The organism is Streptomyces sp. NPDC093097 (assembly GCF_044754325.1).
Classification (GTDB): domain Bacteria; phylum Actinomycetota; class Actinomycetes; order Streptomycetales; family Streptomycetaceae; genus Streptomyces.
On the sequence record NZ_JBIVOW010000017.1, the window covers coordinates 141,254 to 168,251 of the forward strand.

24 protein-coding genes are annotated in these 26,998 nt (G+C 73.6%); 7 read left to right on the forward strand and 17 right to left on the reverse strand.

Going from position 1 to position 26,998, the window contains the following annotated elements; translation table 11 throughout:
* Positions 1-137: 137 nt before the first annotated feature.
* The 3 genes from ACIQE0_RS26550 to ACIQE0_RS26560 all read right to left on the reverse strand — a co-directional run bounded on the left by ACIQE0_RS26550 (position 138) and on the right by ACIQE0_RS26560 (position 3,835).
* On the reverse strand, positions 138-917 hold the full coding sequence (locus tag ACIQE0_RS26550) for an amino acid ABC transporter ATP-binding protein (protein ID WP_402336740.1): 780 nt from the start codon (positions 915-917) through the stop codon (positions 138-140).
* Positions 918-1,076: 159 nt separating this feature from the next.
* Positions 1,077-2,975, reverse strand: coding sequence for an FAD/NAD(P)-binding protein (locus tag ACIQE0_RS26555; RefSeq protein ID WP_402336742.1), 1,899 nt, complete (start codon positions 2,973-2,975; stop codon positions 1,077-1,079).
* Positions 2,972-3,835, reverse strand: coding sequence for an amino acid ABC transporter permease (locus tag ACIQE0_RS26560; RefSeq protein WP_402336744.1), 864 nt, complete (start codon positions 3,833-3,835; stop codon positions 2,972-2,974). Before ACIQE0_RS26560 ends, ACIQE0_RS26555 begins: the two co-directional genes overlap by 4 nt.
* Positions 3,836-4,361: 526 nt before the next feature.
* Here ACIQE0_RS26560 and ACIQE0_RS26565 point away from each other — a divergent pair.
* A complete protein-coding gene (locus ACIQE0_RS26565; protein ID WP_402336747.1) occupies positions 4,362-5,315 on the forward strand; it encodes an ABC transporter substrate-binding protein in 954 nt (317 codons plus the stop codon).
* Between the two features lie 108 nt (positions 5,316-5,423).
* Here ACIQE0_RS26565 and ACIQE0_RS26570 read toward each other — a convergent pair whose 3' ends face one another.
* From ACIQE0_RS26570 to ACIQE0_RS26585, 4 genes are read right to left on the reverse strand one after another with little or no spacing between them, the layout of a single operon-like run.
* Positions 5,424-6,026 carry a GTP-binding protein gene (locus ACIQE0_RS26570; RefSeq protein WP_402336750.1) on the reverse strand — a complete coding sequence of 201 codons (603 nt, stop codon included), beginning with the start codon at positions 6,024-6,026 and terminating at the stop codon, positions 5,424-5,426.
* Entirely contained in the window at positions 6,010-6,351 is a 342-nt protein-coding gene (locus tag ACIQE0_RS26575; protein WP_366330814.1) for a DUF742 domain-containing protein, read from the reverse strand. The genes ACIQE0_RS26570 and ACIQE0_RS26575 overlap by 17 nt, the downstream gene beginning before the upstream one ends.
* Positions 6,348-6,773 (reverse strand): roadblock/LC7 domain-containing protein, encoded by a 426-nt coding sequence (locus ACIQE0_RS26580; RefSeq protein WP_366330813.1) that lies wholly within the window; start codon positions 6,771-6,773, stop codon positions 6,348-6,350. Before ACIQE0_RS26580 ends, ACIQE0_RS26575 begins: the two co-directional genes overlap by 4 nt.
* A complete protein-coding gene (locus tag ACIQE0_RS26585) occupies positions 6,770-9,247 on the reverse strand; it encodes a nitrate- and nitrite sensing domain-containing protein (protein WP_402336755.1) in 2,478 nt (825 codons plus the stop codon). The genes ACIQE0_RS26580 and ACIQE0_RS26585 overlap by 4 nt, the downstream gene beginning before the upstream one ends.
* 396 nt (positions 9,248-9,643) lie before the next feature.
* Between ACIQE0_RS26585 and ACIQE0_RS26590 the strand changes: the two genes are divergently transcribed.
* A complete protein-coding gene (locus ACIQE0_RS26590; RefSeq protein ID WP_384100587.1) occupies positions 9,644-10,093 on the forward strand; it encodes a cell division protein SepF in 450 nt (149 codons plus the stop codon).
* 79 nt (positions 10,094-10,172) lie between these two features.
* On the opposite strand, the gene ACIQE0_RS26595 is transcribed toward ACIQE0_RS26590, so the two are convergent.
* Entirely contained in the window at positions 10,173-11,366 is a 1,194-nt protein-coding gene (locus tag ACIQE0_RS26595) for an acyl-CoA dehydrogenase family protein (protein WP_402336759.1), read from the reverse strand.
* A gap of 167 nt (positions 11,367-11,533) precedes the next feature.
* Entirely contained in the window at positions 11,534-13,261 is a 1,728-nt protein-coding gene (locus ACIQE0_RS26600; protein ID WP_402336762.1) for an MFS transporter, read from the reverse strand.
* A gap of 225 nt (positions 13,262-13,486) precedes the next feature.
* Between ACIQE0_RS26600 and ACIQE0_RS26605 the strand changes: the two genes are divergently transcribed.
* Complete coding sequence (locus ACIQE0_RS26605; protein ID WP_366330808.1) at positions 13,487-14,680, forward strand: hypothetical protein; 1,194 nt, start codon at positions 13,487-13,489, stop codon at positions 14,678-14,680.
* Between the two features lie 265 nt (positions 14,681-14,945).
* Positions 14,946-15,974, forward strand: a complete 1,029-nt coding sequence (locus tag ACIQE0_RS26610) for a phosphatase PAP2 family protein (protein WP_402336765.1) — start codon at positions 14,946-14,948, stop codon at positions 15,972-15,974.
* 131 nt (positions 15,975-16,105) lie between these two features.
* Here the strand turns inward: ACIQE0_RS26610 and ACIQE0_RS26615 are convergent, their stop codons facing one another.
* The gene (locus ACIQE0_RS26615) at positions 16,106-16,330 is read right to left on the reverse strand and encodes a proteinase inhibitor I78 (protein ID WP_402336768.1); all 225 of its coding nucleotides are present in this window, start codon (positions 16,328-16,330) and stop codon (positions 16,106-16,108) included.
* Between the two features lie 474 nt (positions 16,331-16,804).
* Here ACIQE0_RS26615 and ctaD point away from each other — a divergent pair, with 474 nt between their 5' ends.
* Positions 16,805-18,484, forward strand: coding sequence for a cytochrome c oxidase subunit I (ctaD, locus tag ACIQE0_RS26620; RefSeq protein ID WP_402336770.1), 1,680 nt, complete (start codon positions 16,805-16,807; stop codon positions 18,482-18,484).
* Between the two features lie 22 nt (positions 18,485-18,506).
* On the opposite strand, the gene ACIQE0_RS26625 is transcribed toward ctaD, so the two are convergent.
* The 4 genes from ACIQE0_RS26625 to ACIQE0_RS26640 form a co-directional block, all read right to left on the reverse strand.
* Positions 18,507-19,424, reverse strand: coding sequence for a MerR family transcriptional regulator (locus ACIQE0_RS26625; protein ID WP_402336774.1), 918 nt, complete (start codon positions 19,422-19,424; stop codon positions 18,507-18,509).
* A gap of 26 nt (positions 19,425-19,450) precedes the next feature.
* The gene (locus ACIQE0_RS26630) at positions 19,451-20,293 is read right to left on the reverse strand and encodes a hypothetical protein (RefSeq protein ID WP_366330803.1); all 843 of its coding nucleotides are present in this window, start codon (positions 20,291-20,293) and stop codon (positions 19,451-19,453) included.
* 83 nt (positions 20,294-20,376) lie between these two features.
* On the reverse strand, positions 20,377-21,648 hold the full coding sequence (locus ACIQE0_RS26635; RefSeq protein WP_366330802.1) for a glycosyltransferase: 1,272 nt from the start codon (positions 21,646-21,648) through the stop codon (positions 20,377-20,379).
* Positions 21,649-21,870: 222 nt separating this feature from the next.
* The gene (locus ACIQE0_RS26640; protein WP_402336779.1) at positions 21,871-22,446 is read right to left on the reverse strand and encodes a transglycosylase family protein; all 576 of its coding nucleotides are present in this window, start codon (positions 22,444-22,446) and stop codon (positions 21,871-21,873) included.
* A 287-nt stretch (positions 22,447-22,733) separates the two neighbouring features.
* Between ACIQE0_RS26640 and ACIQE0_RS26645 the strand changes: the two genes are divergently transcribed.
* Positions 22,734-23,522: a hypothetical protein gene (locus ACIQE0_RS26645; protein WP_366330800.1), complete on the forward strand. Its 789-nt coding sequence runs from the start codon at positions 22,734-22,736 to the stop codon at positions 23,520-23,522.
* Positions 23,523-23,638: 116 nt separating this feature from the next.
* Complete coding sequence (locus tag ACIQE0_RS26650; protein WP_366330799.1) at positions 23,639-23,986, forward strand: hypothetical protein; 348 nt, start codon at positions 23,639-23,641, stop codon at positions 23,984-23,986.
* Between the two features lie 55 nt (positions 23,987-24,041).
* On the opposite strand, the gene der is transcribed toward ACIQE0_RS26650, so the two are convergent.
* The 3 genes from der to cmk all read right to left on the reverse strand — a co-directional run bounded on the left by der (position 24,042) and on the right by cmk (position 26,968).
* Positions 24,042-25,511, reverse strand: a complete 1,470-nt coding sequence (gene der / locus ACIQE0_RS26655; RefSeq protein WP_366330798.1) for a ribosome biogenesis GTPase Der — start codon at positions 25,509-25,511, stop codon at positions 24,042-24,044.
* Between the two features lie 69 nt (positions 25,512-25,580).
* The gene (locus ACIQE0_RS26660) at positions 25,581-26,237 is read right to left on the reverse strand and encodes a lysophospholipid acyltransferase family protein (RefSeq protein WP_366330797.1); all 657 of its coding nucleotides are present in this window, start codon (positions 26,235-26,237) and stop codon (positions 25,581-25,583) included.
* On the reverse strand, positions 26,234-26,968 hold the full coding sequence (cmk, locus tag ACIQE0_RS26665) for a (d)CMP kinase (protein ID WP_366330796.1): 735 nt from the start codon (positions 26,966-26,968) through the stop codon (positions 26,234-26,236). Before cmk ends, ACIQE0_RS26660 begins: the two co-directional genes overlap by 4 nt.
* Between the last annotated feature and the right edge of the window lie 30 nt (positions 26,969-26,998).

Here is a 26,998-nt window from a genome sequence, read left to right on the forward strand (position 1 = left end):
CCCGGGAGTTTCGGGTGCGGGACCCCCGCGGCGCAAGAGGGCGTCCACGATCCGGATCCCGACCGGGTTCCCCAACGCACCGCCCGGGAAGCCGGATTGACGGCTTCCCGGGCAGTTGGGGGACGGGGCGGTCGCGGTCACAGGACCTTGGCGAGGAAGGCCCGGGTGCGCGCATGGCGCGGGTGGTCGAGCACCTGGGCGGGCGGTCCCTGCTCGACGATCCGCCCGCCGTCCATGAAGACCACGGTGTCGGCGACCTCGCGGGCGAAGCCGATCTCATGGGTGACGATGATCATGGTGGTGCCCTGGTGCGCCAAGTCCCGGATGACGTCCAGGACTTCGCCGACCAGCTCGGGGTCGAGGGCCGAGGTCGGCTCGTCGAAGAGCAGCAGCCCGGGCGACAGGGCGAGCGCCCGGGCGATGGCGACCCGCTGCTGCTGGCCGCCGGAGAGCTGCCCGGGGTAGGCGTCGGCCTTCTCCGCCAGCCCGACCCGGGCCAGCAGCCGGCGGGCGGTGGCCTCGGCCTCCTTGCGCGGGCGGCGCTGCACCGCGATCGGCGCCTCGACGAGGTTCTCCAGCACCGTCAGATGCGGGAAGAGGTGGAAGTTCTGGAAGACGAAGCCGATACCGGTGCGCTGTCTGCGGATCTCCCGCTCGGGCAGTTCGTAGAGCCGGTCCGCCCGGGCTGCGGGGCCCGCACCGCGCCGGTAGCCGATCAGCGCCCCGTCCACGCTGATCCAGCCGCCGTCGGCCTTCTCCAGGTGGTTGATGGTGCGCAGCAGCGTGGACTTGCCCGACCCGGACGGGCCGAGCACCACCGCCACCTCACCGGCCGCGACCTCCAGGTCGATACCGCGCAGCACCTCGACGGCGCCGAAGCTCTTGTGGACGGAACGGACTTCGACCATGGCGTTCATCGCGCGGTCCCCTCGGTGTGGTGGCGTTCGAGACGGTGGTGCGGGGCGGGGTGCCCCGCCCGGACGGCCCGGCGTGCCGCGGCGGTCGCGGCTGCCCGGCCGGCTCCCCGGCCGCGGTGGTCCCGGCGGACGGGTCGTGGACGACGGCGGGCCCGGCGCTCAGCGGCATGGCACGTCCTCGCCGTGCGGGGCGGGGGCCGGGACCGGTGGGGCGGTGCGCTCGCGCAGGAAGGTGAGCAGGGCCTGCGCGGTCGCGTCGTTCTGCCGGAAGGCGGGCGCGTTGGTACGGGGGCGGGTGAAGGCGCCGCTGCCGCGGGCGTCGGTGTGCGGGCCGAGGGCGAAGCGGCGCGGGTGCGGGCGGCCGGCCCGGTCCAGGATCCGGCCGTCGGCGGGATCGACGGCGAGCAGACCGCCGGCCGTGGCGCGGGCGCCGTCGGCGTACAGGGCGCGCAGCAGCCGGTCCCGGGTGCGGGCCACGGACGGCGCCGGCAGCCGCGCCTCCACCAGGGCCCGGGCCTCGGTCCATACCCCCGGCACGCTGGCGGACCCGGCGCGGAACACCCCGCGCTCCTGGTCGGCGGTGACGGTGAGGCCGGCACCCAGGAAGCGCACCACCCCGGCCCGGGAGAGCGCCAGCAGCTGCCGCAGCCGGGGGCCGGGCGGCCCGGACGCCAGGAAGCTGAAGAAGCCGTGCCACCAGGGCCCGTGGTCGCCGAGCCGGACCAACTGGCCGTAGACCGACAGCAGGGCGAAGAAGACCGCCAGGTCGGGGCTGTGGGCCGGGTCGTGGCGGCGCGCCAGGTCGGCCTCGATATGGGCGCGCAACCCGGCCTGGAGGGACGCGCCGTCGGCGTGGCGGATGCCGTCCAGCGGGTGGTCCAGCGCGTCCGGGTCCAGGTGGTCGGCCGGATCGGGGACGGCGGCGGCGACCAGGGCCTGGAGGGCGGCGCCGCCGGGCTCGGCGACGGCGTACTTCTCCTCGAAGTCCGGCCAGGCCATCCGGGTGCGTTCGGGGTGCGCGGTGAACAGCCGGTGGTAGTGGGCGAACCCCAACTCCTTGTCGATCAACGGCCGTACGTCCCGCCGGAAGTCGAACCCCCCGGGGCGGGCGCGCAGCGCGTCGACCTCGGCGGGCCCCAGGAAGCGCGGCAGCGGCGGACGGGCGCCGGACGGCGGGTAGCCGATCTTGGAGTGGTAGGGGACGCCGCGCCGGGACCCGACGTGCAGCACCGGCTCCCGCCCCGAGGGACGGTAGGCCAACTCCCCGTCGGCACCGGTGGTGTACGTCCCGCCGCGGCCCTCGGTCAGCAGCACCATCAGGTCGACGAAGGCCAGCCCGAAGCCGCGCACCAGCACCGGTTCGCCGGGCCGCAGCGCGTCGAGAGCGCTGTCGGCGGTGAACGCCGGCGGCAGGTACACCAGCCCGTGCCGGGTGGCGAACTCCCCCAACGCCCGCTGTGCGTCGTCCGGTTCGGACTCCAGGTGGCCGAGGGCGAGCACCACCAGGTCGGCCGCGAGCGGGGTGGGGTGGCCCGCCAGCCACACCTGCTGGCGGCCTTCGCGCGGCCCGGTGACGCGCACCGCGGTCCGCCGGTGCGTGTGCACCGTGACCCGGGGCGGCAGCGCGGCCACCGCTTCCTGATGGACCCAGCGGAGGTAGGCGCTCTGGAGCCGCCGCCCGGCGAAGTCCCGCGGGCCGAGCGCCGCCACGTCGTCGCAAAGGCCCTCCGGGGCGGCGAGTTCACCGTCCCGCACCGCACGGGCCCACTCGGCGAGCGAGGGCCCCGGCCGCACCGGCCCGGCCAGCTCCACGGTCTCGTCGGTGAACAGGGTGACGTCCTCGGCCAGGGAGTTCATCCACAGCAGCGGGGACTGCTCCTGGCGCCAGATCCGGCCGCCGCCGGGCGGATGCGGATCGACCAGGTGCAGATCGAGGGGCGCGTCGCCGTACAGCTCGGGGGCGTTGGCGGCGATCCGCTCCAGCACCCCGGTGCCCCGCGGGCCGGCCCCGACGATCACCACGGACGGCCGGTCCGGGCCGGGTGCGGCCGGGCTCACCGGGCACCGGCCGTACCGCGGGCGTAGTGCCGCTCCAGGTAGTGCTGGCCGACGCTGAGGACCGAGGTGACCAGCACGTACCAGAGGGTGGCCACCAGCAGCAGCGGAATGACCTGGTAGGTGCGGTGGTAGGTCAACTGGACCGCGTAGAGCAGGTCGTTGACGGCGATGACGCTGACGATGGAGGTGCCCTTGAGAGTGCCGATCAGCATGTTCCCGGCCGGCGGCACGATCGACCGCATCGCCTGCGGCAGCACGATCCGGCGCAGCCGCCGCCCGGCGCCCAGGCCCAGCGCCTGCGCGGCCTCCCACTGCCCCTTGTCGACGGAGAGGATGCCGCCGCGGACCACCTCCGCGGCGTACGCGGCCTCGTGCAGGGTGAGCCCGAGGACGGCGACGGCGACCGGCGAGAGCAGGTCGACGGTCTTGACGCCGAGGACCACCGGGTACAGCGCCCCGATGTTGAACCAGAACAGCAGCTGGACCAGGATCGGCGTCGACCGGAACAGCCAGACATAGCCCCGGCCGACGCCGCGCAGCACCGGGTTGCCGGACAGTCGCAGCACCGCGAGCAGGGTGCCGAGCGCGAAGCCCAGCACCATCACCACGGCGGTCAGCCAGAGCGTCAGCCCCAGGCCGCGCAGCACGGCGGGGGTCAGGAAGTAGTCGGCGACCACGTCCCACTGGAAGGCGGGGTTGCGGACGACGGAGACGAGGGCGAGCGCCAGCAGGGCGAGCAGGACGACGGCGGCCGCCCACTGCCCGGTGCGGCGGCGCGGCACGAGGCGCGGGGCGGCGCGGGACGGTTCGCCGGGCGGCGCCGCGGGCACGGCGGGGACGTCGAGGATGTCGGAAGGCATGCGAAGGCTCCGTGGACGCGTCGTTCGAGCACGGGAGTCGGGCGCCTTCACACAGGCATCGGCGGGTCGCGCCCCTCAGCACGACCGGCACTTGAGGCTATGGGGTGGGCACGGCCGGTTGTCAAGGGCCCGGCGGGCGGCGCCCGTTCGGTGAGCGATGGATCACGTCGCTGTTGACGCGGAAACAGATGCCTGTTCCACTGAGTCGCATGTATCCATGGCAGCGGCTGGTCACCCGCGACCACATCGACTTCGGTCGTGTGTGGTCGTCGTCCTGTTGAGCTGACCCCCTGCCCATGAGGCCCGCCGCCTGACGGCCGGGCTGTTTCCGCGGTTCTCCTTCCTCCCGCCGCGCGCCTTCACACCGCGCCGCCGTCCGGCGCACCCCTCCCCTCGCCGTACCGCTCCATCGTCTTCTGACTCTCCGTCATCTCACCTTCCCCGCACCGCCCTTCCGCCCGTCGGCGGCGGGCCGCCCCCGCGTGCCGCCCGCCGCCGTTCGAGACCCCCTGGAGACCCCGCGCCCATGCCCACCACCCGCCTCCCCACCACCGCGCTGCGCACCGCCGCGCTCCTGGTCACCGCGGCCCTGGCGGTCACCGCCTGCGGATCCGGCCGGGCGGCCACCGGCGCCGGGGACACCGGCCCATCCGCCGGGCGCGGCACGGTGCCCACCACGGACGTGGTCTCCGCCGTACGGAAGGACCCGGCCGCCGCCGCGCTGCTGCCCGCCGCCGTCCGCGCCCGCGGCACCCTCGCCCTGGCCGCCGGCGTCGGCTCCCCGCCCAGCTCCACCTACCTGCCCGACGGCACGACCCTGGCCGGCCAGGACATCGACTTCGCGGACGCGGTCGGCAAGGTCCTCGGCCTGAAGCTCACCCGGGAGGTCGCCGGTTTCGAGGCGATCCTGCCGGCCCTGGACAGCGGCAAGTACGACGTGGGCACCGGCAACTTCGGCGTCACCGACGAACGCCGCAGAACCCTCGACTTCGTCACCTACATCAACGACGGCCAGGGCTTCGCCACCCGTCAGGACAGCCCGCTGAAGAAGGTCACCTCGCTGACCCGACTGTGCGGTCTGACGGTGGCCACCGGCGCCGGCACCACCTTCGAGACGACACTGGCCGAGAACCGGCACCGCTGCGCCGACGCCGGGAAGCGCCCGTACGACGTCCGGACCTACGCCGACCCGGGCGCCCTGTGGCTCTCGCTCCAACAGGGCCGCACCGACGTGGTGATGAACACCATCAACGGGCTGCGCTACGCCGTGCGGCAGCAGCCGGGCCTGCGTTTCCTCAACGAGTTCAAGCGGCTGGACGTCGGCTTCGCCTTCAAGAAGGGCACACTGCTGGCGCCCGCCTTCCAGGCCGCCGTCAACCGGCTGAAGAAGGACGGGACCTACGACCGCATCCTCGCGAAGTGGGGCACCACCGCCTCCGCCCTGACGACCTCCCGGATCAGCCCGCCGGAGAAGCGCTGACCCGGGGGCGGCGGCGTGGCGGCGCCGCCGTGCACAGGGGCACGGGGTCCCGGCCTCCGGTCGAAGGCCGGGACCCCGTGCCCGTCCACCCCGCGGGCCGCCCGCCGCTCAGCGGGCCGGCGCCCCCACCCGGACCGCTCCGCCGGCCGCATGGCGCTGCACGACCTGGTCCATCAGCGCCGCCAGCACATCGCGCACCGACGACCGCTGCCGGGCGTCGCAGGCCAGCGCCGGCACCGTGCCGTCGATGCCCAGCGCCTCCCGGACCTCCTCCAGCGCGAACTGCTGCGCCCCGTCGAAGCGGTTGACCGCGAGCACGAACGGCGTCCCGCGCTCCTCGAAGAAGTCCAGCGCCGGGAAGGAGTCCTCGATACGCCGGGTGTCGACCAGCACGATCGCCCCCAGCGCGCCCTCCACCAGGTCCTCCCAGAGGAACGAGAAGCGGTCCTGGCCCGGCGTGCCGAAGAGGTAGAGCGCGAGCGTCGGGTCGAGGGTGATCCGGCCGAAGTCCAGCGCCACCGTGGTGGTCGTCTTGTTCTCCACCCCGACCAGCGAGTCCACCCCGACCGAGACCTGGGTGATGGCGGCCTCGGTGTCCAGCGGCTCGATCTCGGAGATCGCGCCGATGAACGTCGTCTTGCCGACGCCCAGTCCGCCGCTGATGACGATCTTGACGGCGAGCGGCGCCGCCTTCTCAGAGCGCCCTGACATGGTCCCTGATCCTCTCCAGGACATGGAGCGGCAGCTCCTTGGGTTGTTGACAGACCAGCAGTCCACCGACGACGAGGTCGGCGATGAGCACCTTGGCGACGCCCAGCGGCACCCCGATGCCGGCGGCCACCTCGGCCACCGTCGTCGCCTGCGCGCACAGCGTGACGATCCGGCGGCGCTCGAACTCCAGCTCCGCGAGGGGCGGTTCGGGCACCGCCACCACCAGCGTCTCCAGCCGCAGCCCCTCGTGCATCGGCTCGGCCCGGCCGCCGGTCATGATGAACGGCCGGACGAACAGCTCGTCCTCCTCCCCTTCCTGGCTCATCGGGGCAGTACCTGCCGCAGGTCCGCGATCAGCGCCGGGGTCAGCAGGTCCCCGGCCCGCTCGGCCAGGACCGCCATCTCGTAGCCGACCAGGCCCAGTTCACCGGTCGAGTCGGCGAGCACGCCCAGGCAGCTGCCGTCCCGGATCGCCGAGACCAGCAGAAAGCCCCGGCCCATCTCGATCATGATGAGCTTGACGCCGTCGAACTCGTAGCGCCGCGACGCGCTGCGGGCCAGGCTCGACAGCCCGGACACCACCGCCGCCAGATGGTCCGCGTCGGTGCGGTTCAGGCCCTCCGAGACCGCGATCAGCAGCCCGTCCGAGGAGACCGCCACCGCGTCCCGCACCCCGTCGGTCTTGCGGACGAAGCTGGCCAGCAGCCAGTTGAAGGTCTGCGAATCGTTGTGGAGATCGACGCTCACTTCTGGTCCCCCTTCGCCACGGCCTGCTCCGCCTGCTCCCCGCGCCCGCGCTCCGGTACGTCCCGGCCGCCGGCGCCCCGCTCCCGCTTCTGCTCCTCGGCCCGCTCGCGCTCCTTCTCCACGCTGATCCCGCCGCGCATATGGGCGCTGCGCAGGCCCGCGAGCATGCCGGAGACCTCGTCGGGCGAACGCTCCGGCGTCGGCTCGGCCTGCTGCTGCCAGCGCGGTGCCGCCGCCTCGTCGACCGCCGACTGGATGGCGCTGCGCTTGGCCCGCTTGACCAGGCCGTTGCGGGTGCGGGCCGCCGAGGACCCGCGCGGCCCGGCCGGCGCGTCCGCCGGCTCCGCCGCCCGCTTGGCCCCCCGGGGCCGGGGCAGCGGCGCGGACTCCCCGTCGCCCGCCGCGGAGCGCGCCGGGTCCGGCCGGCCGGCCTGTGCACCGTCGTCCGACGCGGTGGCGTGCTCGTCCGGCACCGCACTCCTCCCCTTCTCCTGCTGCGCCCGGTCCGGCCTCTCCGGTACGGCGGGCACGGCCGGCGCCGCGGCCGACTCCGCGAGATGGTGCGCCGGGATGAGCACCCGCGCGACGGTGCCGGCGGCCGGCGCCTCCCCCAGCCGGACCTCGATCCCGCACTTGCGGGCCAGCGCGCCGACCACGAAGTGGCCCAGGAAGCGGGTGGGTTCGGCCATGAAGCTGGCGGCGCCGGAGAGCCGGACGTTGGCCTCGGCCATCGCCTGGGCGTCCATTCCGGTGCCGTGGTCCACGATCGCGACGAGGTAGCCGGCGCTGGTGCGGCGGCCCTCGACCTCCACATCGGTGTCCGGCGGCGAGAAGCTCAGCGCGTTCTCGATCAGCTCGGCGAGCAGGTGGGAGATCTCGGAGACCACCGTGCCGCCGAGGAAGACCGCGTCCACCCGGCGCAGCTTGACCCGGCGGTACTCCTCGACCTCGGAGAGCGCCGCCCGGATCACGTCGGTGACGGACAGCGGGTTGGCCCAGGTGCGCGGGCTGGCCTCGCCGGCGAGCACCAGCAGGCTCTCGGCGTTGCGCCGCATCCGGGTCGCGAGGTGGTCCAGTTCGAAGAGGTTGGCCAGCGTCGTGGGATCGGCGTCCTCGTGCTCCAGCTTGTTGATGAAGCTGATCTGGCGGCGGACCAGGTTCTGGTTGCGGCGGCCGAGGTTGACCAGCGACTCGGTGGCGTTGCGGCGCAGCACGGCCTGCTCGGTGGCCAGGTCGTAGGCGACCCGCTGCACCTGGTCGAAGGCGTCGGCCAGCTGGTGGACCTCGGCGCCCGCACCGCGCGGTACGGTCACCGGCCGCAGCGGCTCCGGCGTACCGGACTCGTTCTGGACGCGGGTCACGGCGGTCGGCAGCCGCTCGCCGGCGACCTCCCGGGCCTGCCGCGTCAGCGAGTCCAGCGGCCCGGAGACCGAGCGGGCGGCGCCGACGGCGAGGGCGCCGAGGGCGAGCACCGACCCGACCGCGAGCGCCGCGAACAGCGCCAGGGTGCCGGTGGCGTCCTCCTCCAGCGCGGTCGCCCGGGCGTTGATGTCCGTGCCGAGCGAGATCTGGACGGTGCGCAGCTCGTCGATGGTGGCGGTGGTGGCGTTGTACCAGGCGGTCGGCGGGACCTTGCGGGCGCCCGGCAGCACCCCGCGCCCGGCGACGATCAGCTTCTCGTAGCGGAACAGCTCCTTGGCCGACGGGCTCGCCAACGCGGCCGTCACCAGGCGCTCCTGGCGGGGCGTGGCCCACTCGGGGAACTCCCCCAGCGCCGCCAGCCGCCCGGACCGGGTGGTCATGAAGCGGGTGTAGTCGTCCCCGAGGAACCGCCCGGCGTGCAGCGAGCCGAGCACGATGGCGCGCTCCTGGCCGGTGAACTCCTTGGCCGTGCCGAGGACTTGCAGCGACTGGTAGTCGGCCCGCAGCTGGGCGTCACGGACCCCGACGACGCCGGTCCCGACGCGGTTCAACGCGACGTTGGTGTCGGTGAAGTAGTCGTACGTCCGCTCCACGTCGCCGGTGCCGCGGTCCGCGGCGGACCGGATGCCCTGGAGGGCGTCGACCCGGGTCAGCCCGTGCCGCACGCCGTCGGCGGCGCTGTCCCCACGGCCGCTCAAATCGTGCCGCACCGCGGCCAGCGCCCGGTCGGTGAGCCGGCGCTGGGCCAGCATCCGGTCGTGGAACTCGGCGATCCCGCCCACGTATCCGGTGGTCAGGCCGCGTTCCTTCTGGTGCTCGTGGATGAAGCCCTGGAGCGCGTTGGCCAGGCGGGCGTCGGCGGCGGTGGTGCCGGCGTTCTCGTAGTCGCCGATCTGCCGGGCCGCGGAGTAGCCCAGGAGCGCCAGGAGTATCGCCAGCGCCACCGCCAGGATGCGGATGAGTTTGGCACGGAGGCTGCGGGGCGCCACGACCGTCGCCGTGAACGCCCGTCGGAAGCGCGAGAGGCGCTCCCCCTCGTGTGGTGTAGTCACGTGGTGAACTTTCGGAGAGTCTATGAAGACGGGATGGTGGTTTCTGCTCCCGTGTCAACGACGCTCCGCGGGGTCGGTCACCCGATCATCCGCCTATCCCTTACGCGGCCACTCGGACCTCGGGCATATGCCCTGGTCCCACCGTCGAACCTACCCACAGGTCGAATCCGGCCGGCGGCGTCAACTTGTCGACATCACCGAATCGGGTACCGACCGTGATGCCCTTCGTACTGTCAGTTCACCGCCAGGGCGGGAAAGCTGACGGCGCACCACCCTTTTTGCACCAGGTATGTCACGAACCCCCCGTGCGGCGGCTATCCGCTTGGCACTCCCTCGCCCTCATGGACGACGATAGGGCGAACGGAACGCACACGCCGCGGGTGAGAGGAGGCGTCAATGGGATCGGTGCGCAAGGCGAGCGCCTGGCTTGGCCTCGTCGACGACAACGATGACGAGCGCTACTACGACGACGACTACGCCGAGGGACCCGAGTCCGCCGACTCGGGTGGCAGTCCCTGGGTGACCGACCCCCGGGTCCGGGTGACCGACGAGGCCGCCCAGGACCAGGGCACGCGCATCGCCACCGTCTCCCCGGCCTCCTTCCGGGACGCCCGCGGCATCGGCGAGCTCTTCCGGGAGGGCGTCCCGGTGATCGTCAACCTCACGGCGATGGACTCCGGGGACGCCAAGCGGGTGGTGGACTTCGCGGCCGGCCTGACCTTCGGCCTGCGCGGCTCCATCGAGCGGGTCGCCACCCGGGTCTTCCTGCTGACCCCGCCCGACTACCGGGTCGTCACCGGCGAGACCCGCGGCCACCGCAACGGCGGCTTCTTCAACCAGAGTTGAGACCAGGCGCGACCGGCCGCTCCGGCCGGGGACCGAAGGCGTCCCCGACCAGCGCGGCGGTCGGCGCGGCGCACCGGGCTCACCGGAAGGCGTCGAGTCCGGTGAGGGCCTTGCCCAGCACCAGCTGGTGCATCTCCGCGGTGCCCTCGTAGGTCAGCACCGACTCCAGGTTGGTGGCGTGCCGCATGACGGGGTATTCGAGCGAGATCCCGTTGGCGCCGAGGATCGTCCGCGCGGTGCGGCAGATGTCGATCGCCTCGCGGACGTTGTTGAGCTTGCCGAAGCTGATCTGCTCCGGCTGCAGCCGCCGGGCGTCGAACCGCCGCCCGAGGTGGTGGGCGAGCAGTACGCCCTTGTGGAGCTCCAGCGCCATGTCGGCGAGCTTGGCCTGGGTGAGCTGGAAGGCGCCGATGGGCTTGCCGAACTGCTCACGGGTGCGGGCGTAGTCGAGCGCCGCCTCGAAGCAGGTCCGCGCCGCCCCCATCGAGCCCCAGACGATCCCGTAGCGGGCGTGGCTCAGACAGCGCAGCGGGGCGCCCAGCCCCCGGGCCTCCGGCAGCATCGCGTCGGCGGGCAGCCGCACCTCGTCCAGGACCAGTTCGCTGGTGACCGAGGCGCGCAGCGACCACTTGTGCTTGATGTCGGTGGCGGTGAAGCCGGGGGCGTCGGTGGGGACGACGAAGCCGCGGATGCCGTCGTCGGTGCGGGCCCAGACCACCGCGACGCCGGCCACCGACCCGTTGGTGATCCACATCTTGCGCCCGGTCAGCACCCAGTCGGTGCCCTCGCGCTTGGCGTAGGTGCGCATGCCCGCCGGGTCGGAGCCGTGGTCCGGCTCGGTCAGCCCGAAGCAGCCGATGACCTCGCCCGCGGCCATCCGCGGCAGCCACTGCTGCTTCTGGTCCTCCGAACCGAAGCGCCAGATCGCGTACATGGCCAGCGAGCCCTGGACGGAGACCAGCGAGCGGATGCCGGAGTCGGCGGCCTCCAACTCCAGGCAGGCCAGCCCGTACTGGAGGTGTGAGGCGCCGGCGCAGCCGTAGCCGGTCAGGGCCATGCCCAGGGCGCCGATCGCGCCGAGTTCGCGGGCGAGTTCGCGGATGCCGGGGAGTTCGCCGCGCTCGTACCAGTCGGCGATGTCCGGCAGGACCCGGTCGGCGGCCCACCGGCGGACGGTGTCGCGGACCGCGCGGTCCTCGTCGGTGAGCAGGTCGTCCAGGCCCAGGGGGTCGCTGGGGTCGAACGGCGGAAGCAGGGACGGCGTTGCGGTCATGGCGGGACCTCCGGCGGGTTCGGCGCTCGCGCGAAAAACTAGCAGTGGTAGTTACGCGGGTCCGACGGTACGGTCCCCGGCGCCGCCCGGGCAAGGGTCACCGCCGCGCGGCGGCGGCCCGCACGACCGCCGGGGCCGGCCCGACGGATCGGACCGGCCCCGGATCGTCAACGGCCGGTGCCCGCGGGGGCCCGCGCCCCCTCGCACCCGGCGGGCGGAACGTCCCCGTCCGCGGCGGGCGCGGACTTCTCCTCGGCCACCGCCCTGGCGTCCTCCTCGGCGCCCTCCTCGGCCACCGCCCCGGCGCCCTCCTCGGCCGCCGCGGCGTCGGCCTGTTCCGCGCCTCCGGACTCCGCGGCCCGGCGCGGCAGCCGCAGCGCGATCCCGGCACCGGCCAGCAGCAGCACGGCGCTGGCGATGAGGGTGACCCGCAGGCCGTGGATGAAGGCGTCCCGGGCCGCCACCCGGAGCGCCGCCCGGGCCTGCTCCCCCAGCCCGGCGGCGACCTTGTACGCCTCGCCGAGCGAGTGCGAGGCCGAGTGGGAGGCCGCCGCGGAGACCCCGCCGACGCGGTGCAGCCCCGGCGCGTACGCGGCGTTCATCACGCTGCCGAGCAGCGCCACACCGATCCCGGCGCCCAACTGGTAGGCGGTCTCGCCCAGTGCCGCCGCACCGCCCGACTGCGCGGCCGGCGCCTCGCTGAGCATCGACTCGTACGCCCCGAACAGCGTGGCCTGGAAGCCGAAGCCCAGCAGCACGAAGCCCAGGGACAGTTGCCAGAAGTGGTCCTGGCTGCCCATCGCGGTCAGCGACAGCACGGCGACCGTGGTCAGGGTGAAGCCGCCGGAGACCATCGCCCGCGGGCCGAGCACCTGGAGCAGCTTGGAGCCGGTGAGGCCGGCGGCCATCGCGGCGAACACCAGCGGCAGCATCCGCAGCCCGGTCGCCAGCGGGCTGAGGTGCAGCACCAGTTGGAGGTACTGGACGGCGATCAGCTGCAGCCCGACGAGGGCGAGCATGGCCAGCACGATGCAGCCGATGGAGGTGCCGAACGCCGGCCGGGAGAACAGCCGCATGTCGATCAGCGGGTGGGCGCGGCGGCGCTGCCGGCGGACGAAGAGGGTCAGCAGCGCGGCGCCGAGGAGGATCGGCAGCAGCGTCGTCAGCCCGACCACCGGGGCGCCGCTGCCCAGCCGCTTGACCCCGAAGACGATGCCGACCACGCCGAGCGCCGCGACCACCGCGCCGATCAGGTCCCAGGGCCCGTTGCGCTCGCCCCGGGACTCCGGCAGCAGCCAGCGCCCTATCAGGAACATCGCCGTCATCATCGGGATGTTGATCAGGAAGACCGAGCCCCACCAGAAGTTCTCGACCAGGAAACCGCCGAGCACCGGACCGACCGCGGCGCCGACCGCGGCCACCGCGCTCCACACCCCGATGGCGACCGCCCGCTCCCGCCGGTCGGGGAAGACCTGCCGCAGGATCGACAGCGTCGCCGGCATGATCATGGCGCCGCCGATGCCGAGCAGCGCCCGGGCCGCCATCAGGATCTGCGGATTGGGCGCGAGCGCGGCGGCGGCCGAGGCCAGGGCGAAGAGCCCGTAGCCGAGCAGCAGGATGCGGCGGCGGCCGACGCGGTCGCCGAGCGTGCCGAAGAGGATCAGCAGCGAGGCCGCCATCAGCGGGTAGACGTCGACGATCCACAGCAGCTCGACCGGGCCGGGCCGCAGGTCCTCGGTGATGGAGGGCACCGCCACATAGAGGATGGTGGTGTCCAGCGCGACGAACAGCAGACTGACGCAGAGCACGGTCAGCACGGTCCAGCGGTTCACGCCGCCTGTGTGCCGGGGAACTCCCCCCGTCCGCCCCCTGCCGGACGCGGTCGTCCCGGACATCCAGTACCTCCTGTCATGCGCTCGCCGTCCTGCTCTCGCGGCCGCGACCAGGCGCGACGACGCGCCGGCGGAACCGGCGGGCACAGGCGAGTTTGGGACGTCAGACTACGCGAGTCCCTCCCGGGCCCGCGTGGCCCACCTCACGGTGAGACGCTCATCGCAGCCCCGACGTTCCCCCGGCCGACCCCGGCAACCGCGCCCGAAGCCACCTGGATAATCGTCCGGATGAACGATCTCGCCTCGACCGCCGCGCCCGGCCGGACCCTGTACCCGCCCGCCGTCCGGGCCGCGCTGCGCCGCGCCGTCCCCGGCCTCGCCGCGTACGCGGCGGTCAGACTGCTGGGCCTGGCCGTGCTGGCGGCCTGGTCGACGGCGAACGGCAAGGACTGGCACACCCTGCTGACCGCCCGTTGGGACTCCCTCTGGTACACCCGGGTCGCCGAGCAGGGCTACGGCTACACCGTCCATCTGGCCAACGGCGACGTCCATTCCAACCTCGCGTTCTTCCCCCTGCTGCCGTGGTTGGAGCGGGGCCTGTCGGCGCTCACCGCGCTGTCCGCGGCGGACGCCGGGATGGCGGTGGCCTGGCTGGCGTCGCTGGCCGCGGCCTGGGCGCTGTACGCCACCGGGGAGCGGCTGCACGGGCCCCGGGCCGGGGTGCTGCTGGCCGCGCTGTGGGCGGCGCTGCCGGTCGGGATCGTCCAGTCGATGGCGTACTCGGAGTCGCTGTTCACCGCGTTCGCGGCGTGGGGCGTCTACTGCGTGCTCACCGGGCGGTGGGTGTGGGCGGGCGTCCTGGCGTCGCTGGCCGGGCTGACCCGGCCGGTGGGCGCCGCGGTGGTCGCCGCGGTGTGGATCACCGCGGCGGTGACGGTGGCCGACGAGCGGGCCGGCGGCGTCCGGGGCCGCGCCCTCCTGCGCGGCCGGCACCGGCGGATGCTGCTCGGCGTCGCACTGGCCCCCCTCGGCTGGTGCGGCTACGTCCTGTGGGTCGGCGCCCGGCAGGGCTCGCTCACCGGCTACCTGGACGTCCAGGCCGGCTGGCACAACGGCTTCGACGGCGGCCTCGCCTTCAGCGCCTTCGTCTGGCACCAGCTCACCGGGCCCGCGTTCGCCGCCGGCCTCGGTCTGCTGGTCGGCGTGGCCCTGGTGATCTGGCTGTACGTGCACGGCGTACGGAAGGGCCAGCCGCTGCCGCTGGCGGTCTACGGCGGGACGGTCCTGCTGGTCGCGCTCACCGCCAAGGGCTACTTCGGGTCGAAGCCGCGGCTGATGATGCCGGCCTACCCGCTGCTGCTGCCGCTCGCGGCGGGGCTGGCCCGGTGGCGTCCGGTGCGGTCGTGGCTGGTCGTCGGGGTGGTGGCGGTCGGCTCGGCGGTCTACGGCGCCTTCTGGCTCAACGGCTCGGGCCCACCGTGACCGGAAGATCCCGCTCCGTAATCGCCGGCCCGGGGAAAACACGCCGCGACACCCGTGCGAATGACGGATAAACTCCGCCACCGAAAAACAGATAAGCGCCTATACGGGCGACACGCGGATGACCGGAAGGGAATCCGAAGCCCGGGAAATTCTCTTCGAAATCCCGGGACGGCGGCCGGGATTGAGACTCATTCCACATCACATCGTCATTACAAAGCGCACGGTTTGACCAAGTGCATACATCACACGCGGTAACGTCGTTTGAGTGCGTACCGATGACAAGCTCGACCAGATGGAGGAGCGCCTCCCGGCGGATCGCGTGAAACCGCCGCCCATGACCCGGACCCGCCTGTGGCTGTTCTGGGGCACGCTGGCGGTGTACGCGGCGATCGTCGCCGGGGTACTGGCCGACACCTCCCTGGTCACCATCGACTGGCAGCTCATGTTCTTCCGGCCGTACAAGCAGTGGCCGGAGTTCCATGCCTTCCTCGACTACTTCGTCGTGCTGGGCCAGCGCGGCCCGACGGCGCTGGCGGTGGCGGCCTGGCTGGGCTGGCGCTGCTGGCGGCAGCGCAACCTCCACCCGCTGCTGGTGCTCGGCGCCTCGCTGCTGATGCTGAACGTCACCGTCGGCGCCGCCAAGCTCGGGATGGGCCGCCTCGGCCCGCACTACGCGACGACGGTCGGCTCCAACGAGATGTGGCTCGGCGGCGACATATTCCCCTCCGGCCACACCGCCAACGCCGTGGTCACCTGGGGCGTGCTGGCCTACATCGCGACCACCCCGCTGCGCCGCCGCACCCTGTCGGTGATCGCCGCGCTGGGTGCGCTGGGCGTCGGGATGACCACCGTCTACCTCGGCACCCACTGGGTCAGCGACGTCCTGCTGGGCTGGGCCGCGGGGCTGCTGGTGCTGCTGGCGATGCCGTGGCTGGAGCCCGGCATCACCTGGATCGAGGACCGGCTCATGGGCATCCTGCTGCGGCTGTGGCTGCGGCTGCGCCCCGATTCGCTGCGCGGCCCGCTGCCGGCCGGCGCGCTGGCCTCCGAGGTCGCCCGGCAGCGGAGCGCCCAGGACGGGGAGGTCCTGGTGCGCGAGGCGGTCGGCGCGACCACCGGCAGCCGCGCCGCCCACGCCCCGGAGGGCTGGCCGCACCACCCGCACACCTCCCGCGCCGAGCGCACCGCGATCACCCCGACCGGCCCCCGCCGGCCCTCGCACGCGGACCGCATCCCGCGCGGTGCCACACCGTTCGGCCCGGCCACCGGCCACCCGCGCAACGGCACCGGCTGACCGCCGGCGGCGGGGACCGGTACGCACCTCCCCCGCCCCGTGCAAAGGCCCCGGCCGCTCCTCGAAGGAGCGGCCGGGGCCTTCGTCGTTCCGCTTGTGCCTGCGGTGTCGCGTGCCGGGCCGACGGGCCGTCAGCCCCGCCAACTGCGCGCCACCACCCCGTCCTTGACCTCGAAGTTGATCCGGCCGAGCAGGTACTCCATGGTGAGCATCGCGCCCGGCGGGACGGCCCGGACGGTGCTCCAGCCCTGGGCCAGGGCCTGCTCCTGTGCGGCCTGCTGGTCGAGGCCGACGTAACGCTCGGGGTCGTCCTGTACTTCGGGGGTCTCGCCGGGAAGCTTCGGTTCGGGTGCCATGGCAGCCACCGTAGGCGCCCGTGGCGGCGCACGGAAGGCCGGCCCCGCGCCCCGCCCGACTCCCCGCCGCCCCTTGGTCACACTTCTGTCACAGCGAACGCTCCTGCGATTGCCCGCACCACCCGTCCCCTTACCCACCGTTCGCCGTCGCGACCGGACGCAAAACAAAGCGACCGGAATTCCCCCTTGATCAAATACGGAAGGGTGTGCCGCCGCTTCGGACAACGCCGGGCAGCCCGCCGGAATTAATCGCGCGATACCCCGGGATTCCCCTTACCCGACGTCCTTTTCCGGCCGTCCCGGAATTGGCCAACGAAGCACATTCCACGCACATTTCCCGCACATCGGTGCGGAGTGCCCAGACCACCGCCGGCGGATGCCACCGGAACGGACCGGAGCGCCCCCTCGCTCGGTGCCCCGGGCCCGCGCATCATGACCGGGCACCGATACCCCCCGCCGAACGAGGTGGAGCCGATGATCAGCGAGGTCTCCCAGGAAGGCACCCGGCTTCCCCGGGCGCGACGCCGCGGGGCGGTGCTGGCCGACTGGCTGTCGACCACCGACCACAAGAAGATCGGGCACCTCTACCTGGTCACGTCGTTCGGGTTCTTCCTCGTGGGCGGGCTGCTGGCACTGGTGATGCGGGCCGAGCTGGCCCGCCCCGGGCTCCAGTTCATCGGCCCGGAGCAGTTCAACCAGGCGGTGACACTGCACGGCACGATCATGCTGCTGCTCTTCGCCACCCCGGCCTTCGCCGGCTTCGCCAACGAGATCGTGCCGCTGCAGATCGGCTCCCCCGACGTCGCCTTCCCGCGGCTGAACATGCTCTCGTACTGGTTCTTCCTCTTCGGCGGCATGATGGTGCTGGGCAGCCTCCTCACCCCGGAGGGCGCCCCGTCCTACGGCTGGACCGCGTACGCCCCGCTCAACTCCACGGCGCACATGCCCGGCATCGGGGCCGACCTGTGGATCATGGGGCTGGCGCTCGCCGGCTTCGGCACCATCCTCGGCTCGGTCAACTTCGTCGCCACGATCATCACCCTGCGGGCGCCGGGCATGACGATGTTCCGGATGCCGGTGTTCACCTGGAACATCCTGTTCACCTCGGTGCTGGTGCTGATGGCGTTCCCGGTGCTGGCCGCGGCGCTGCTGGTGCTGGAGGCGGACCGGAAGTTCGGCGCGGTGGTCTTCGACGCGCGCTTCGGCGGGGCGCTGCTGTGGCAGCACCTGTTCTGGTTCTTCGGGCATCCCGAGGTCTACATCATCGCGCTGCCGTTCTTCGGCATCATCACCGAGATCATCCCGGTCTTCTCCCGCAAGCCGATCTTCGGGTACGTGATGCTGATCGGCGCCACGATGGCCATCACCGCGCTGTCGGTGATGGTCTGGGCCCACCACATGTTCGCGACCGGCGCGGTGCTGCTGCCGTTCTTCTCCCTGATGTCGTTCCTGATCGCGGTGCCGACCGGGGTGAAGTTCTTCAACTGGATCGGGACCATGTGGCACGGCTCGGTGTCCTTCGAGACGCCGATGCTGTGGTCGGTCGGCTTCCTGGTGAGCTTCCTCTTCGGCGGGCTGACCGGCGTCATCCTGGCCTCCCCGCCGCTGGACTTCCACGTCACCGACAGCTACTTCGTCGTCGGCCACTTCCACTACGTGGTCTTCGGCACCGTCACCTTCGCGACCTTCGCCGGCTTCTACTTCTGGTGGCCGAAGTTCACCGGCAGGATGCTCGACGAACGGCTCGGGAAGATCCACTTCTGGTTGCTCTTCGTCGGCTTCCACACCACCTTCCTCGTCCACCACTGGCTGGGCGTGGCCGGCATGCCGCGCCGCTACGCCGACTACCTGGCCGCCGACGGCTTCACCGGACTCAACACCGTCTCCACCATCGGCGCCTTCCTGCTCGGCGCCTCCACCCTGCCGTTCCTCTACAACGTCTGGCACACCCGGCAGTACGGCACCCGGGTCACCGTGGACGACCCCTGGGGCTACGGCCGCTCCCTGGAGTGGGCGACCTCCTGCCCGCCGCCGCGCCACAACTTCCCCGCCCTGCCCCGGATCCGCTCCGAGTCGCCGGCCTTCGACCTGCACCACCCGGAGATGACCGAGCGCCCCACCACCCTCCCGACGCCCGGGACGTCCCGCGGCTGAGCCGGCCCGGCCGCCGCGCCGCTCAGTCCCCGGCCGCCGCGCCGGCGTCGAGGGCGGCGACCAGCCAGTCGTGCGCGGCCCCCATCGACGGACCGTCCCCGTCGGACACCTCGGCGGCGTACCGCCAGTACGCCCGCAGCCGCGGGTCGTCGCCGGCCCGCAGGGACGCACGCAGTCCGGTGCGGAAGCCGGCGCCGTCCCGCCGGCGGTAGGCGCGGGCGTGCGCGGCCACGAAGGAGTCGAGTTCGGGCCCCGGTGCGGGCCGGCGCCCGGCCGCGAGCGCCGCACCGGCCAGCGCGTACGCCTCGCCCAGGCCCGCGTAGAGCGCCACCGGGTCGGTCTCCCCCGCCAGGGCGGCGGCCGCGCGCACCCGGCGGCAGCGCACGGTCAGACCGCCGTCCCGGCCCGCGGCGAGCGCATGCAGCCGGGCGTAGCCGACGACCTGGGCGGGCCGGGGGTCGGCGGGCAGCGCGGGCACCGCGGCGTCGAGGACGGCGGTGCGCAGCGCGGACGGCAGCGCGCGGGGCAGTTGGCGGTGCCAGAAGCGGACCAGCGCCTGGCTGGTGGGCGGTTGCGGGAGGCCGCCGAGCAGACGCAGCAGCGCAGGGCGGCGGTCCTCGGGGGCGGCGGTGAGGGCGCGCAGGGCGGCCTCCCGCCAACGCAGCGCGGTGAGTTGCCCGTCGACGGCGGCCAGTTGGGCGGCCAGGGCCCGCTCCAGGGAGCCTTCGTCGGCGAGCGCGCCGGCCACCGCGGGCAGCGGCATCCCGACGGCACGCAGATCGCGGATCCGGTGCAGCCGGTCCACGGCGTCCGCCCCGTAGCGGCGGTGCCCGCCGGCGCTGCGGCCGGCCTCCGGCAGCAGCCCGGCGTCGGAGTAGTGGCGCACGGTCTTGACCGTCACCCCCGCACGGCGGGCCAACTCCCCGATACCCAAGGGCACTTGGCCCGGCTCCGCCTCCACGCGCCCTAGTCCTGGTCGGCGCGGTCGGTGACCCGTACGGCCAGGTCGTTGTCGAGCGTGTAGTACGGGCCGATCCGGAGCTCTCCGCCGGGCGCCGGCACCGCCCGCGCCGGGTAGCTGAACACCTGCTCCTTCTCCGGGACGTCGTCCAGGAGCCGGGCGATCCGGACCTGCGGGGCACCCGCGGCGGGACGCAGCCACAGGTCCCAGGGCTCGCTGCCGCTCCGCCACTGGGCGACCAACTCCCCGTAGGGCAGGGTGAAGCGGAAGTCCGAGCCGTCGACGGCCAGCGGGACGGCGAGCCGGTCCCGGCCGGTGTGCCGGGGCCGGGCCTCGGCCTGGGCGCCGGCCGCCGGACTCGCCCCGTACAGACGGCCGGTGACGGTGATGCCCTCGGGGGCGACCAGGATGTCGCCGGCCTCGGCGTGCGGCCCGCGCAGCCAGCTGCGCAGCGCGAGGTTGCCCAGCTTGGTGGCGTAGGGGATGCGCACGCCGAGCCGGCCGATACCGGCCAGCGGCCGGCGGTCCACCAGGGACCGCAGGTCGTTGACGCCGGGCAGCAGCCGGCGCGGATCGGCGCCGTCACCGAGGTCGGCGTAGGCGTGCCAGCGGCCCTCGGCGAGCGCGACGGTGCTGGGCAGGACGGCGCGCAGCCGACCGGGGCCGTTCGGCCCGAGCGGCAGCCGCACCTCGTCGTCGTCGGGGTCCGCGACAACGGGGTCGACGGCGCGCAGCCGCAGCACCAGGGCCGCACTCCAGGAAGTGCCGGTGCCCTGCGGCACGTTCAGATCGAAGGTGAGGCCGCCCGCGGAGTCCGCGATGCAGTCGGCCTTCAGGTCCACCGGCACCGGCGTCCCTCCTCCCGTCGTCGCGGTACGCCGCGGGCGCTTCGTCGCGCCGGACCCGGTCGCGGGTGACTGCGTCGAGGCACTCATGCCGTCCGCACCCCTCTCATTGCGGCGCGGGCCGCATGCCGGGCGGCGTACTCGGTAACGTACGCGCCGCTGATCAGCGTTCCCCGGGCGCGGTGCAGGGAGCCGCGCAGGCCGCTGCCGCGGCGCCGGGCGAGCAGTTCGCCGAAGAGCTCGGCGTGCCGTTCGGCCACCGCCGCCGGGTCGAAGCGGGCGGACGAGGCGAGCGCGGCGGCGCCCATCCGCTCCCGGGCGGTGTCGTCGCCGATCAGCTGCAGCAGCGCCGCGGCCAGCGCCGCGGGGTTGCCGACGGGCACCAGCCGGCCGGTGCTCCCGTCCTCGACGATCTCGCCCGGCCCGTAGGGGCAGTCGGTGGCGATGACCGGCAGCCCGCAGCGCATCGCCTCGGCGAGGGCCGTGCCCAGGGGTTCCCGGCCGGAGGAGTCCACGGCGAGCGCGCCCTTGGCCCACTCGGACTCCAGGGGGCCGGCGGGGCCCATGAGGAAGACGTGGTTGTAGAGGCCGAGTTCCTCGATCAGGGCGCGCAGCGCGGGCTTCTCGGGTCCGCCGCCGTAGATCCGCAGCCGCCAGTCAGGGCGCCGCGCGGCCACCGCCGCGAACGCCCGGACGAGCACGTCGAAGCGCTTGGTGCGGGTCAGCCGGCCGGCCGCGATCACCCACCGGCCGGTGCCGTCGGCGGGCGCCAGCCGCGGCGCGGGGACCGCGCGGGGCACCGCGGTGACCCGGACGCCGGGCAGCCGCAGCCGGCGGAGGTGGGCGCCGGCGTCCGCCTCGGTGGCGGTGACCAGCGCGTCCAGCCGCGGGTAGGCGCCGCGCAGCGCCAGCCGCAACTCCCGGCTGTGCGCGGCCAGGCAGAGCGGCTCCTGACCGACCCGCAGCGGCCCGCGGCGGGTCTGCCGGGCCACGTGCACGGTGAGGCCGGGCCGGGTGCCGACCACCACGTCGGCCTCGGTGCGCCGCAGGTACTGGGCGATCCGCTGGTCGGTGAGCTCGCTGTACTGGCCGAAACCGGGCTCGGCGGCCGGGAAGACCTTGGCCGGCCGGGCGTGCGCCGGGTCCGTGCGGTCGCCGCTCCGGCCGTGCTCCCGGAGGTCCACCAGGGGGCGGAGCGCCACCTTGGGGCCGAGGTCGAGCGCCGGGGTGTCGCGGTGCCGCAGGACGGAGACGATCTCGACGTCGTGCTGCTCGGCGAGGGCGTCCGCCAGGCCGAAGGTCGCCCGCACCGTCTCCCCGCTGCCGTAGGCGTGGTGAATCAGGAATGAGATGTGCATCCGTCCCCGTGTCCCCTGGTTCCTCGCTCGTCCTGGTCCCCCCGCGGTCCGCGCGACCGCCCTCCGGGCAGCGCCCGTTTCCGGCTGTTGAAGAGTAAGACCGCGAAGTGGCCTGAGAGGTTGGGGGTACTAACCAAGTTGTGCCGTAAAAGTTAGGGCATCGGTATGACGTTGTGGGAACTCTTCCGGGCCCGGGGCCGGGGTCCGGGGACGGGCCGCAGGTCAGCGCAGCTTCAGCCGGGTGCCGACCGCCAGGTCCTCGGGGTGCTCCCCGATGACGTCCCGGTTGCGCTCGTACAGCGCCCGCCAGCCGCCCTCGACGTGGTGCCGCTGCGCGATCTCGGCGAGGGTGTCGCCGCGCCGGACGGCGTAGGTGTCCTCGCCGAGCAGGCCGTAGCGCCGGGCGCAGACCGGCCAGGCGCCCCAGCCCTGGTCGGCCTGGACCCGCTTGGCGACCTCGATCTGCTCGTCGCGGCTGGCGAGGTCGGCGCGCCGGGCGTAGTCGAGGCCGCCGTACGCCTCCCAGGTGGGCTGCCAGAACTGAAGGCCGCCGTAGTAGCTGTTGCCGGTGTTGATGTGCCAGTCGCCGCTGCTCTCGCACTCGGCGAGGCAGCCCCAGGGCCACTGGTCGTCGGCGCAGGCGTACGGCGGCCGGCCCCCGTCCCCGCCGTCGTCGCCGCCCGGTGCCCCGTCGGCGGTGGCGGCGCCGGGCAGCCACAGGACCAGGGCGGCGGCCGCCGCGAGGAGCGCTCCGACGGATTCCACGCGGCGCCGCGGCACCGATGAGTTGTCCGACATAGCCGGTGACGGTAAGCAGCGGGGCGCCGGAGCCCACCGCGCCGCGCCCTCCCGAAGTCCGACCACACCCCGTCCGGTGTACAAAGCGCGGCCACCTGCGCCAGGTTCTGCGTAGGAATTGGCGGTCCGTGATCGGTTCGATGACGGCTTTTCACCGGTTCCCCGGCATGCGGCCCGCGGTTCGATTCTGTTCGCGTCGGCGCGTGACTCTGCCAGAGGTCACCCGTTGTCCTTGTACGAGCCGGGAGACCGCCCGGCAGCCGCTCATGAAGATCGAGGAGCCACCCGTGCCGCGCATGCTCGACGTCAGCAACGACGTTCGCGCCGAGATCGGCGACGCAGAAGCCGACCGGCTGCTGGCCGGAGAAGACGCCCCCGGCAGCTACGACTGCACCTCCTGCCGGACGCCCGGCAACAGCGAGCAGGAGCGGACCAGCACCGTCCTGTTCGTCGGCGACGAGACCGCGGTGCTCGCGTTCGCCCATGCCACGTGCATCCCCTCGCAGGTCGTGCGGGTCTCCGAGGAGCAGCTCCGCGGGGCCGTGCGCTCCATCACCGGCGAGGACGCCACCCGCCCCCCGGCCGCCCCGATCCCCACCAACGACCGCCAGGCCACCCTCGGCATCACCTGCGGCCTGGTGCTGATCAGGGGCGAGCTGTACCCCGCCCTCGTGGTGGAGCCCAACGGCCCGATCGCCCGCCCCGGTTCGACCAGCCTGGACGACGACTTCCTGCCGCTGCTCCTGGAGCACGGCTTCACCCCGGTGACGGACGTGAACGAGCGCCCCGCTCCGATCGAGGGCTGGTCCGCCCTGCTGGCCATGGGAAAGCTGCACGCCGTGCTCCAGCCGGGCACCAACGGCACCCAGTCCGCATGGTGGCAGGCCCACCAGCCGCTGGCCGTCTCGGACGGCTGGCGCGCCGCGGCCAACAAGGAGCACACCGTGCTCATGTACGCCGCGCCCTCCGGCACCATCGGCCACCAGCCGCGCGAGGACCTGATGCGCCAGGCGCTGGAGCAGGCCGCCGCCAAGGGCCTGTTGGTCGCCGCCGCGATGCCGCTGGCCGGAACCTGACCCTCCGGCGCCCGGTCGCGGGAGCATGACCGTCCGAAGCGGCGGGATTGCGCCCGCGATCAGCCATTTCCCCCTGAAAGCCGCATCCCACGGGCACCGGGGTCGTTGGCACCTACGTGCACGCATACGACCGCGCCTCCGGCGCCCCGTACCCCCACCCCATCCCCGGCATGCGGCCGGCCCGCGATCATGGGGCGTCGCGCGGCGCCGACCGCGGCTCGGCCACGCCGATCTACGACGCGCTGTACGCCGAGTACCGCCGCGCCTTCCGGGCGCTGCCCGGGGACCGCACGGACGAGCCGGAGCTGCCGGAGTCGCTGCGCAACGGGAACTGGGGTCGCGCCACGGCCTCGCCGGGGCAGTGGGAGGTGGTGGGCCGGCAGCCGTTCCGGGCCCGCGGCCGGCTTCCGGCGGCGCTGCCACCGGGGCAGCGGGACGCCACCCGCCCGCCCGGCAGCCGCTGACGCCACCGGCCGCTGCGGCCCGTGGGCAGCGCGCCGCCCACGGGCCGGATCCCGGCTACTTCTTCTTGGTCTTGGTGCCGCGCTTCTCGCGCACCCGCACCGAGATGTGGATCGGCGTCCCCTCGAAGCCGAACTCCTCGCGCAGCCGGCGCTCGACGAAGCGGCGGTAGCCCGCCTCCAGGAAGCCCGAGGCGAAGAGCACGAAGCGCGGCGGCTTGGTGCCGGCCTGGGTGCCGAAGAGGATGCGGGGCTGCTTGCCGCCGCGGATGGGGTGCGGGTGGGAGGCCACGATCTCGCCGAGGAAGGCGTTCAGCCGCCCGGTGGGGATGCGGGTCTCCCAGCCGGCCAGCGCGGTCTCGATCGCCGGCACCAGCTTGTCCATGTGGCGGCCGGTGCGCGCGGAGACGTTGACCCGCATCGCCCAGGGGATCTGGACGAGGTCCCGCTCGATCTCCCGCTCCAGGTAGAAGCGGCGCTCCTCGTCGAGGTTGTCCCACTTGTTGTAGGCGATGACCAGGGCCCGGCCGGCCTCCACCGCCATCGTGATGATCCGCTGGTCCTGGACGCTGATGGACTCGCCGGCGTCGATCAGGACGACCGCGACCTCGGCCTTCTCCACGGCCGCCGCGGTGCGCAGCGAGGCGTAGTAGTCGGCGCCCTCCTGGAGGTGCACTCGGCGGCGGATACCGGCGGTGTCCACGAACTTCCAGGTCTTGCCGCCCAGTTCGATCAGCTCGTCGACCGGGTCGCGGGTGGTGCCGGCGAGCTCGTTGACGACCACGCGCTCCTCGCGGGCGAGCTTGTTGAGCAGCGAGGACTTGCCGACGTTGGGGCGGCCGATCAGGGCGATCCGGCGGGGGCCGCCGACGGCCGTGCCGAAGGTCTGGGCGGGCGCCTCGGGGAGGGCGTCCAGCGCCGCGTCGAGCATGTCGCCGGTGCCGCGGCCGTGCAGCGCGGAGATCGGGTGCGGCTCGCCCAGGCCCAGCGACCACAGCATCGCCGCATCGGCCTCGCCGGACTGGCCGTCGACCTTGTTGGCCACCAGGACGACCGGCTTGCCGGCGCGGCGCAGCAGCTTGACCACGGCCTCGTCGGTGTCGGTCGCGCCGACCTTGGCGTCCACCACGAAGACCACCGCGTCGGCGGCCTCGATGGCGAACTCGGCCTGCATCGCCACGGATGCGTCGATGCCGAGGACGTCCTGCTCCCAGCCGCCGGTGTCGACGACCTTGAAGCGGCGGCCGTTCCAGTCGGCCTCGTAGGTGACCCGGTCGCGGGTGACGCCCGGCCGGTCCTCGACGACCGCCTCGCGGCGGCCGATGATGCGGTTCACCAGCGTCGACTTGCCGACGTTGGGGCGGCCGACGACGGCGAGGACCGGCAGCGGGCCATGGCCGGCCGCGGCGATGTCGCCCTCGACCTCCTCCAGGTCGAAGCCCTCTTCCGCGGCGAGCTCCATGAACTCCGCGTACTCGGCGTCGCCAAGCGCACCGTGCTCGTCGCCGGTGGGGATCTGCTCGTTCATGAAGTCCGTTCCTCGTTCATCCATGTGGTCGGTGGGCCGCTGAAGGAGGGCCCACTGCTCAAGTGTGGGTCAGCGCCCGGTAAGGCGCCGGGCCTGTGCCAGGTGGGCGGTCAGCCGCTCCTGGATCCGTACGGTCGCCTCGTCCAGCGCCTTACGGGTGCGCCGCCCACTGCCGTCGCCCGCCTCGAAGGCGTCGCCGAAGACGACGTCGATGCGGCCGCGCAGCCGCGGCACGGCCGGGGTGAGCCGGCTGGGACGGTCGGTGCTGCCGAGCACCGCCACCGGGACGACGGGGGCCCCGGAGCGCACCGCGAAGTACGCGAGGCCGGCGCGCAGCGAGGCGAAGTCGCCCTCGCCGCGGGTGCCTTCGGGGAAGATGCCCAGCACACCGCCGTCGGACAGCACCCCGAGCGCGTCGCTGATCGCCTTGCGGTCGGTGGCCTGACGATCGACCTTCAGCTGCCCGATGCCCCGCAGGAACGGGTCCAGCGGGCCCACGAAGGCTTCCTTCTTGATCAGGAAGTGCACCGGCCGGGGCGCGGTGCCCATCAGCATCGGACCGTCGATGCCGTGCGAGTGGTTGACGGCGAGGATCACCGGGCCCGCGGCCGGCATCCGCCAGGCGCCCAGCACCCGCGGCTTCCACAGGCCGTACATCAGCCCGATGCCGATCCGCCGGCCGATCACGGCACCGCGGGGGCTCGGCGCCTTGCCGCCGTCGGTCACCGGATGTCCCGCCCCGCCTTCTCGGCGCGGACGCCCTCGATGAGGGTGACCACGCACTCGATGACCTGATCCAGCGTCAGGTCGGTGGTGTCGACCTCGACGGCGTCGTCCGCCTTCGCCAGCGGCGAGGTCTTGCGGGAGGAGTCGGCGGCGTCCCGCTTGATCAGCGCCTCACGGGTGGCGGCCAGATCGCCGGCGGCCTTGCCCTTGAGCTCGCCGTTGCGGCGGGCCGCCCGCGCCTCCGGGGAGGCGGTGAGGAAGATCTTGAGATCGGCGTCGGGCAGGACGGTTATGCCGATGTCCCGGCCCTCGACGACGATGCCGTGCGGCGCCTCGGCGGCGATGGTGCGCTGCAGATCGGTGATCGCGGTGCGCACCTCGGGCACCGCGCTGACCGCGCTGACCGCGCCGGTGACCTCGGCACTGCGGATCGGGCCCGCGGCGTCCGCACCGTCGACGGTGATGGTCGGCGCGGCCGGGTCCGTACCGGAGACGATCACGGGCTTGGCGCAGGCGTCGGCCACCGCGACCGGGTCGTTGACGTCGATGCCGTTGGTCAGCATCCACCAGGTGATCGCACGGTACTGCGCACCCGTGTCGAGGTAGCCCAGGCCCAGCTTTCCGGCGACGGCCTTGGACGTGCTGGACTTGCCCGTGCCAGCGGGGCCGTCGATGGCGACAATCACTGCAGCCGGGGCGGTCCGGTCGGCGGTTTCCACGGTGACGAACACCTTTCTTCATACACGGGGCGCGGTCCAGGG

Bases quoted from the DNA above. Each gene is read 5' to 3' on its own strand.
- ACIQE0_RS26560 (WP_402336744.1), bottom strand. From the start codon at position 3,835: ATGCCTTCCGACATCCTCGACGTCCCCGCCGTGCCCGCGGCGCCGCCC.
- ACIQE0_RS26565 (WP_402336747.1), top strand. From the start codon at position 4,362: ATGCCCACCACCCGCCTCCCCACCACCGCGCTGCGCACCGCCGCGCTC.
- ACIQE0_RS26590 (WP_384100587.1), top strand. From the start codon at position 9,644: ATGGGATCGGTGCGCAAGGCGAGCGCCTGGCTTGGCCTCGTCGACGAC.
- ACIQE0_RS26600 (WP_402336762.1), bottom strand. From the start codon at position 13,261: ATGTCCGGGACGACCGCGTCCGGCAGGGGGCGGACGGGGGGAGTTCCC.
- ACIQE0_RS26605 (WP_366330808.1), top strand. From the start codon at position 13,487: ATGAACGATCTCGCCTCGACCGCCGCGCCCGGCCGGACCCTGTACCCG.
- ACIQE0_RS26640 (WP_402336779.1), bottom strand. From the start codon at position 22,446: ATGTCGGACAACTCATCGGTGCCGCGGCGCCGCGTGGAATCCGTCGGA.
- ACIQE0_RS26575 (WP_366330814.1), bottom strand. From the start codon at position 6,351: ATGAGCCAGGAAGGGGAGGAGGACGAGCTGTTCGTCCGGCCGTTCATC.
- ACIQE0_RS26570 (WP_402336750.1), bottom strand. From the start codon at position 6,026: ATGTCAGGGCGCTCTGAGAAGGCGGCGCCGCTCGCCGTCAAGATCGTC.
- ctaD (WP_402336770.1), top strand. From the start codon at position 16,805: ATGATCAGCGAGGTCTCCCAGGAAGGCACCCGGCTTCCCCGGGCGCGA.
- ACIQE0_RS26550 (WP_402336740.1), bottom strand. From the start codon at position 917: ATGAACGCCATGGTCGAAGTCCGTTCCGTCCACAAGAGCTTCGGCGCC.
- ACIQE0_RS26635 (WP_366330802.1), bottom strand. From the start codon at position 21,648: ATGCACATCTCATTCCTGATTCACCACGCCTACGGCAGCGGGGAGACG.
- ACIQE0_RS26615 (WP_402336768.1), bottom strand. From the start codon at position 16,330: ATGGCACCCGAACCGAAGCTTCCCGGCGAGACCCCCGAAGTACAGGAC.
- ACIQE0_RS26595 (WP_402336759.1), bottom strand. From the start codon at position 11,366: ATGACCGCAACGCCGTCCCTGCTTCCGCCGTTCGACCCCAGCGACCCC.
- der (WP_366330798.1), bottom strand. From the start codon at position 25,511: ATGAACGAGCAGATCCCCACCGGCGACGAGCACGGTGCGCTTGGCGAC.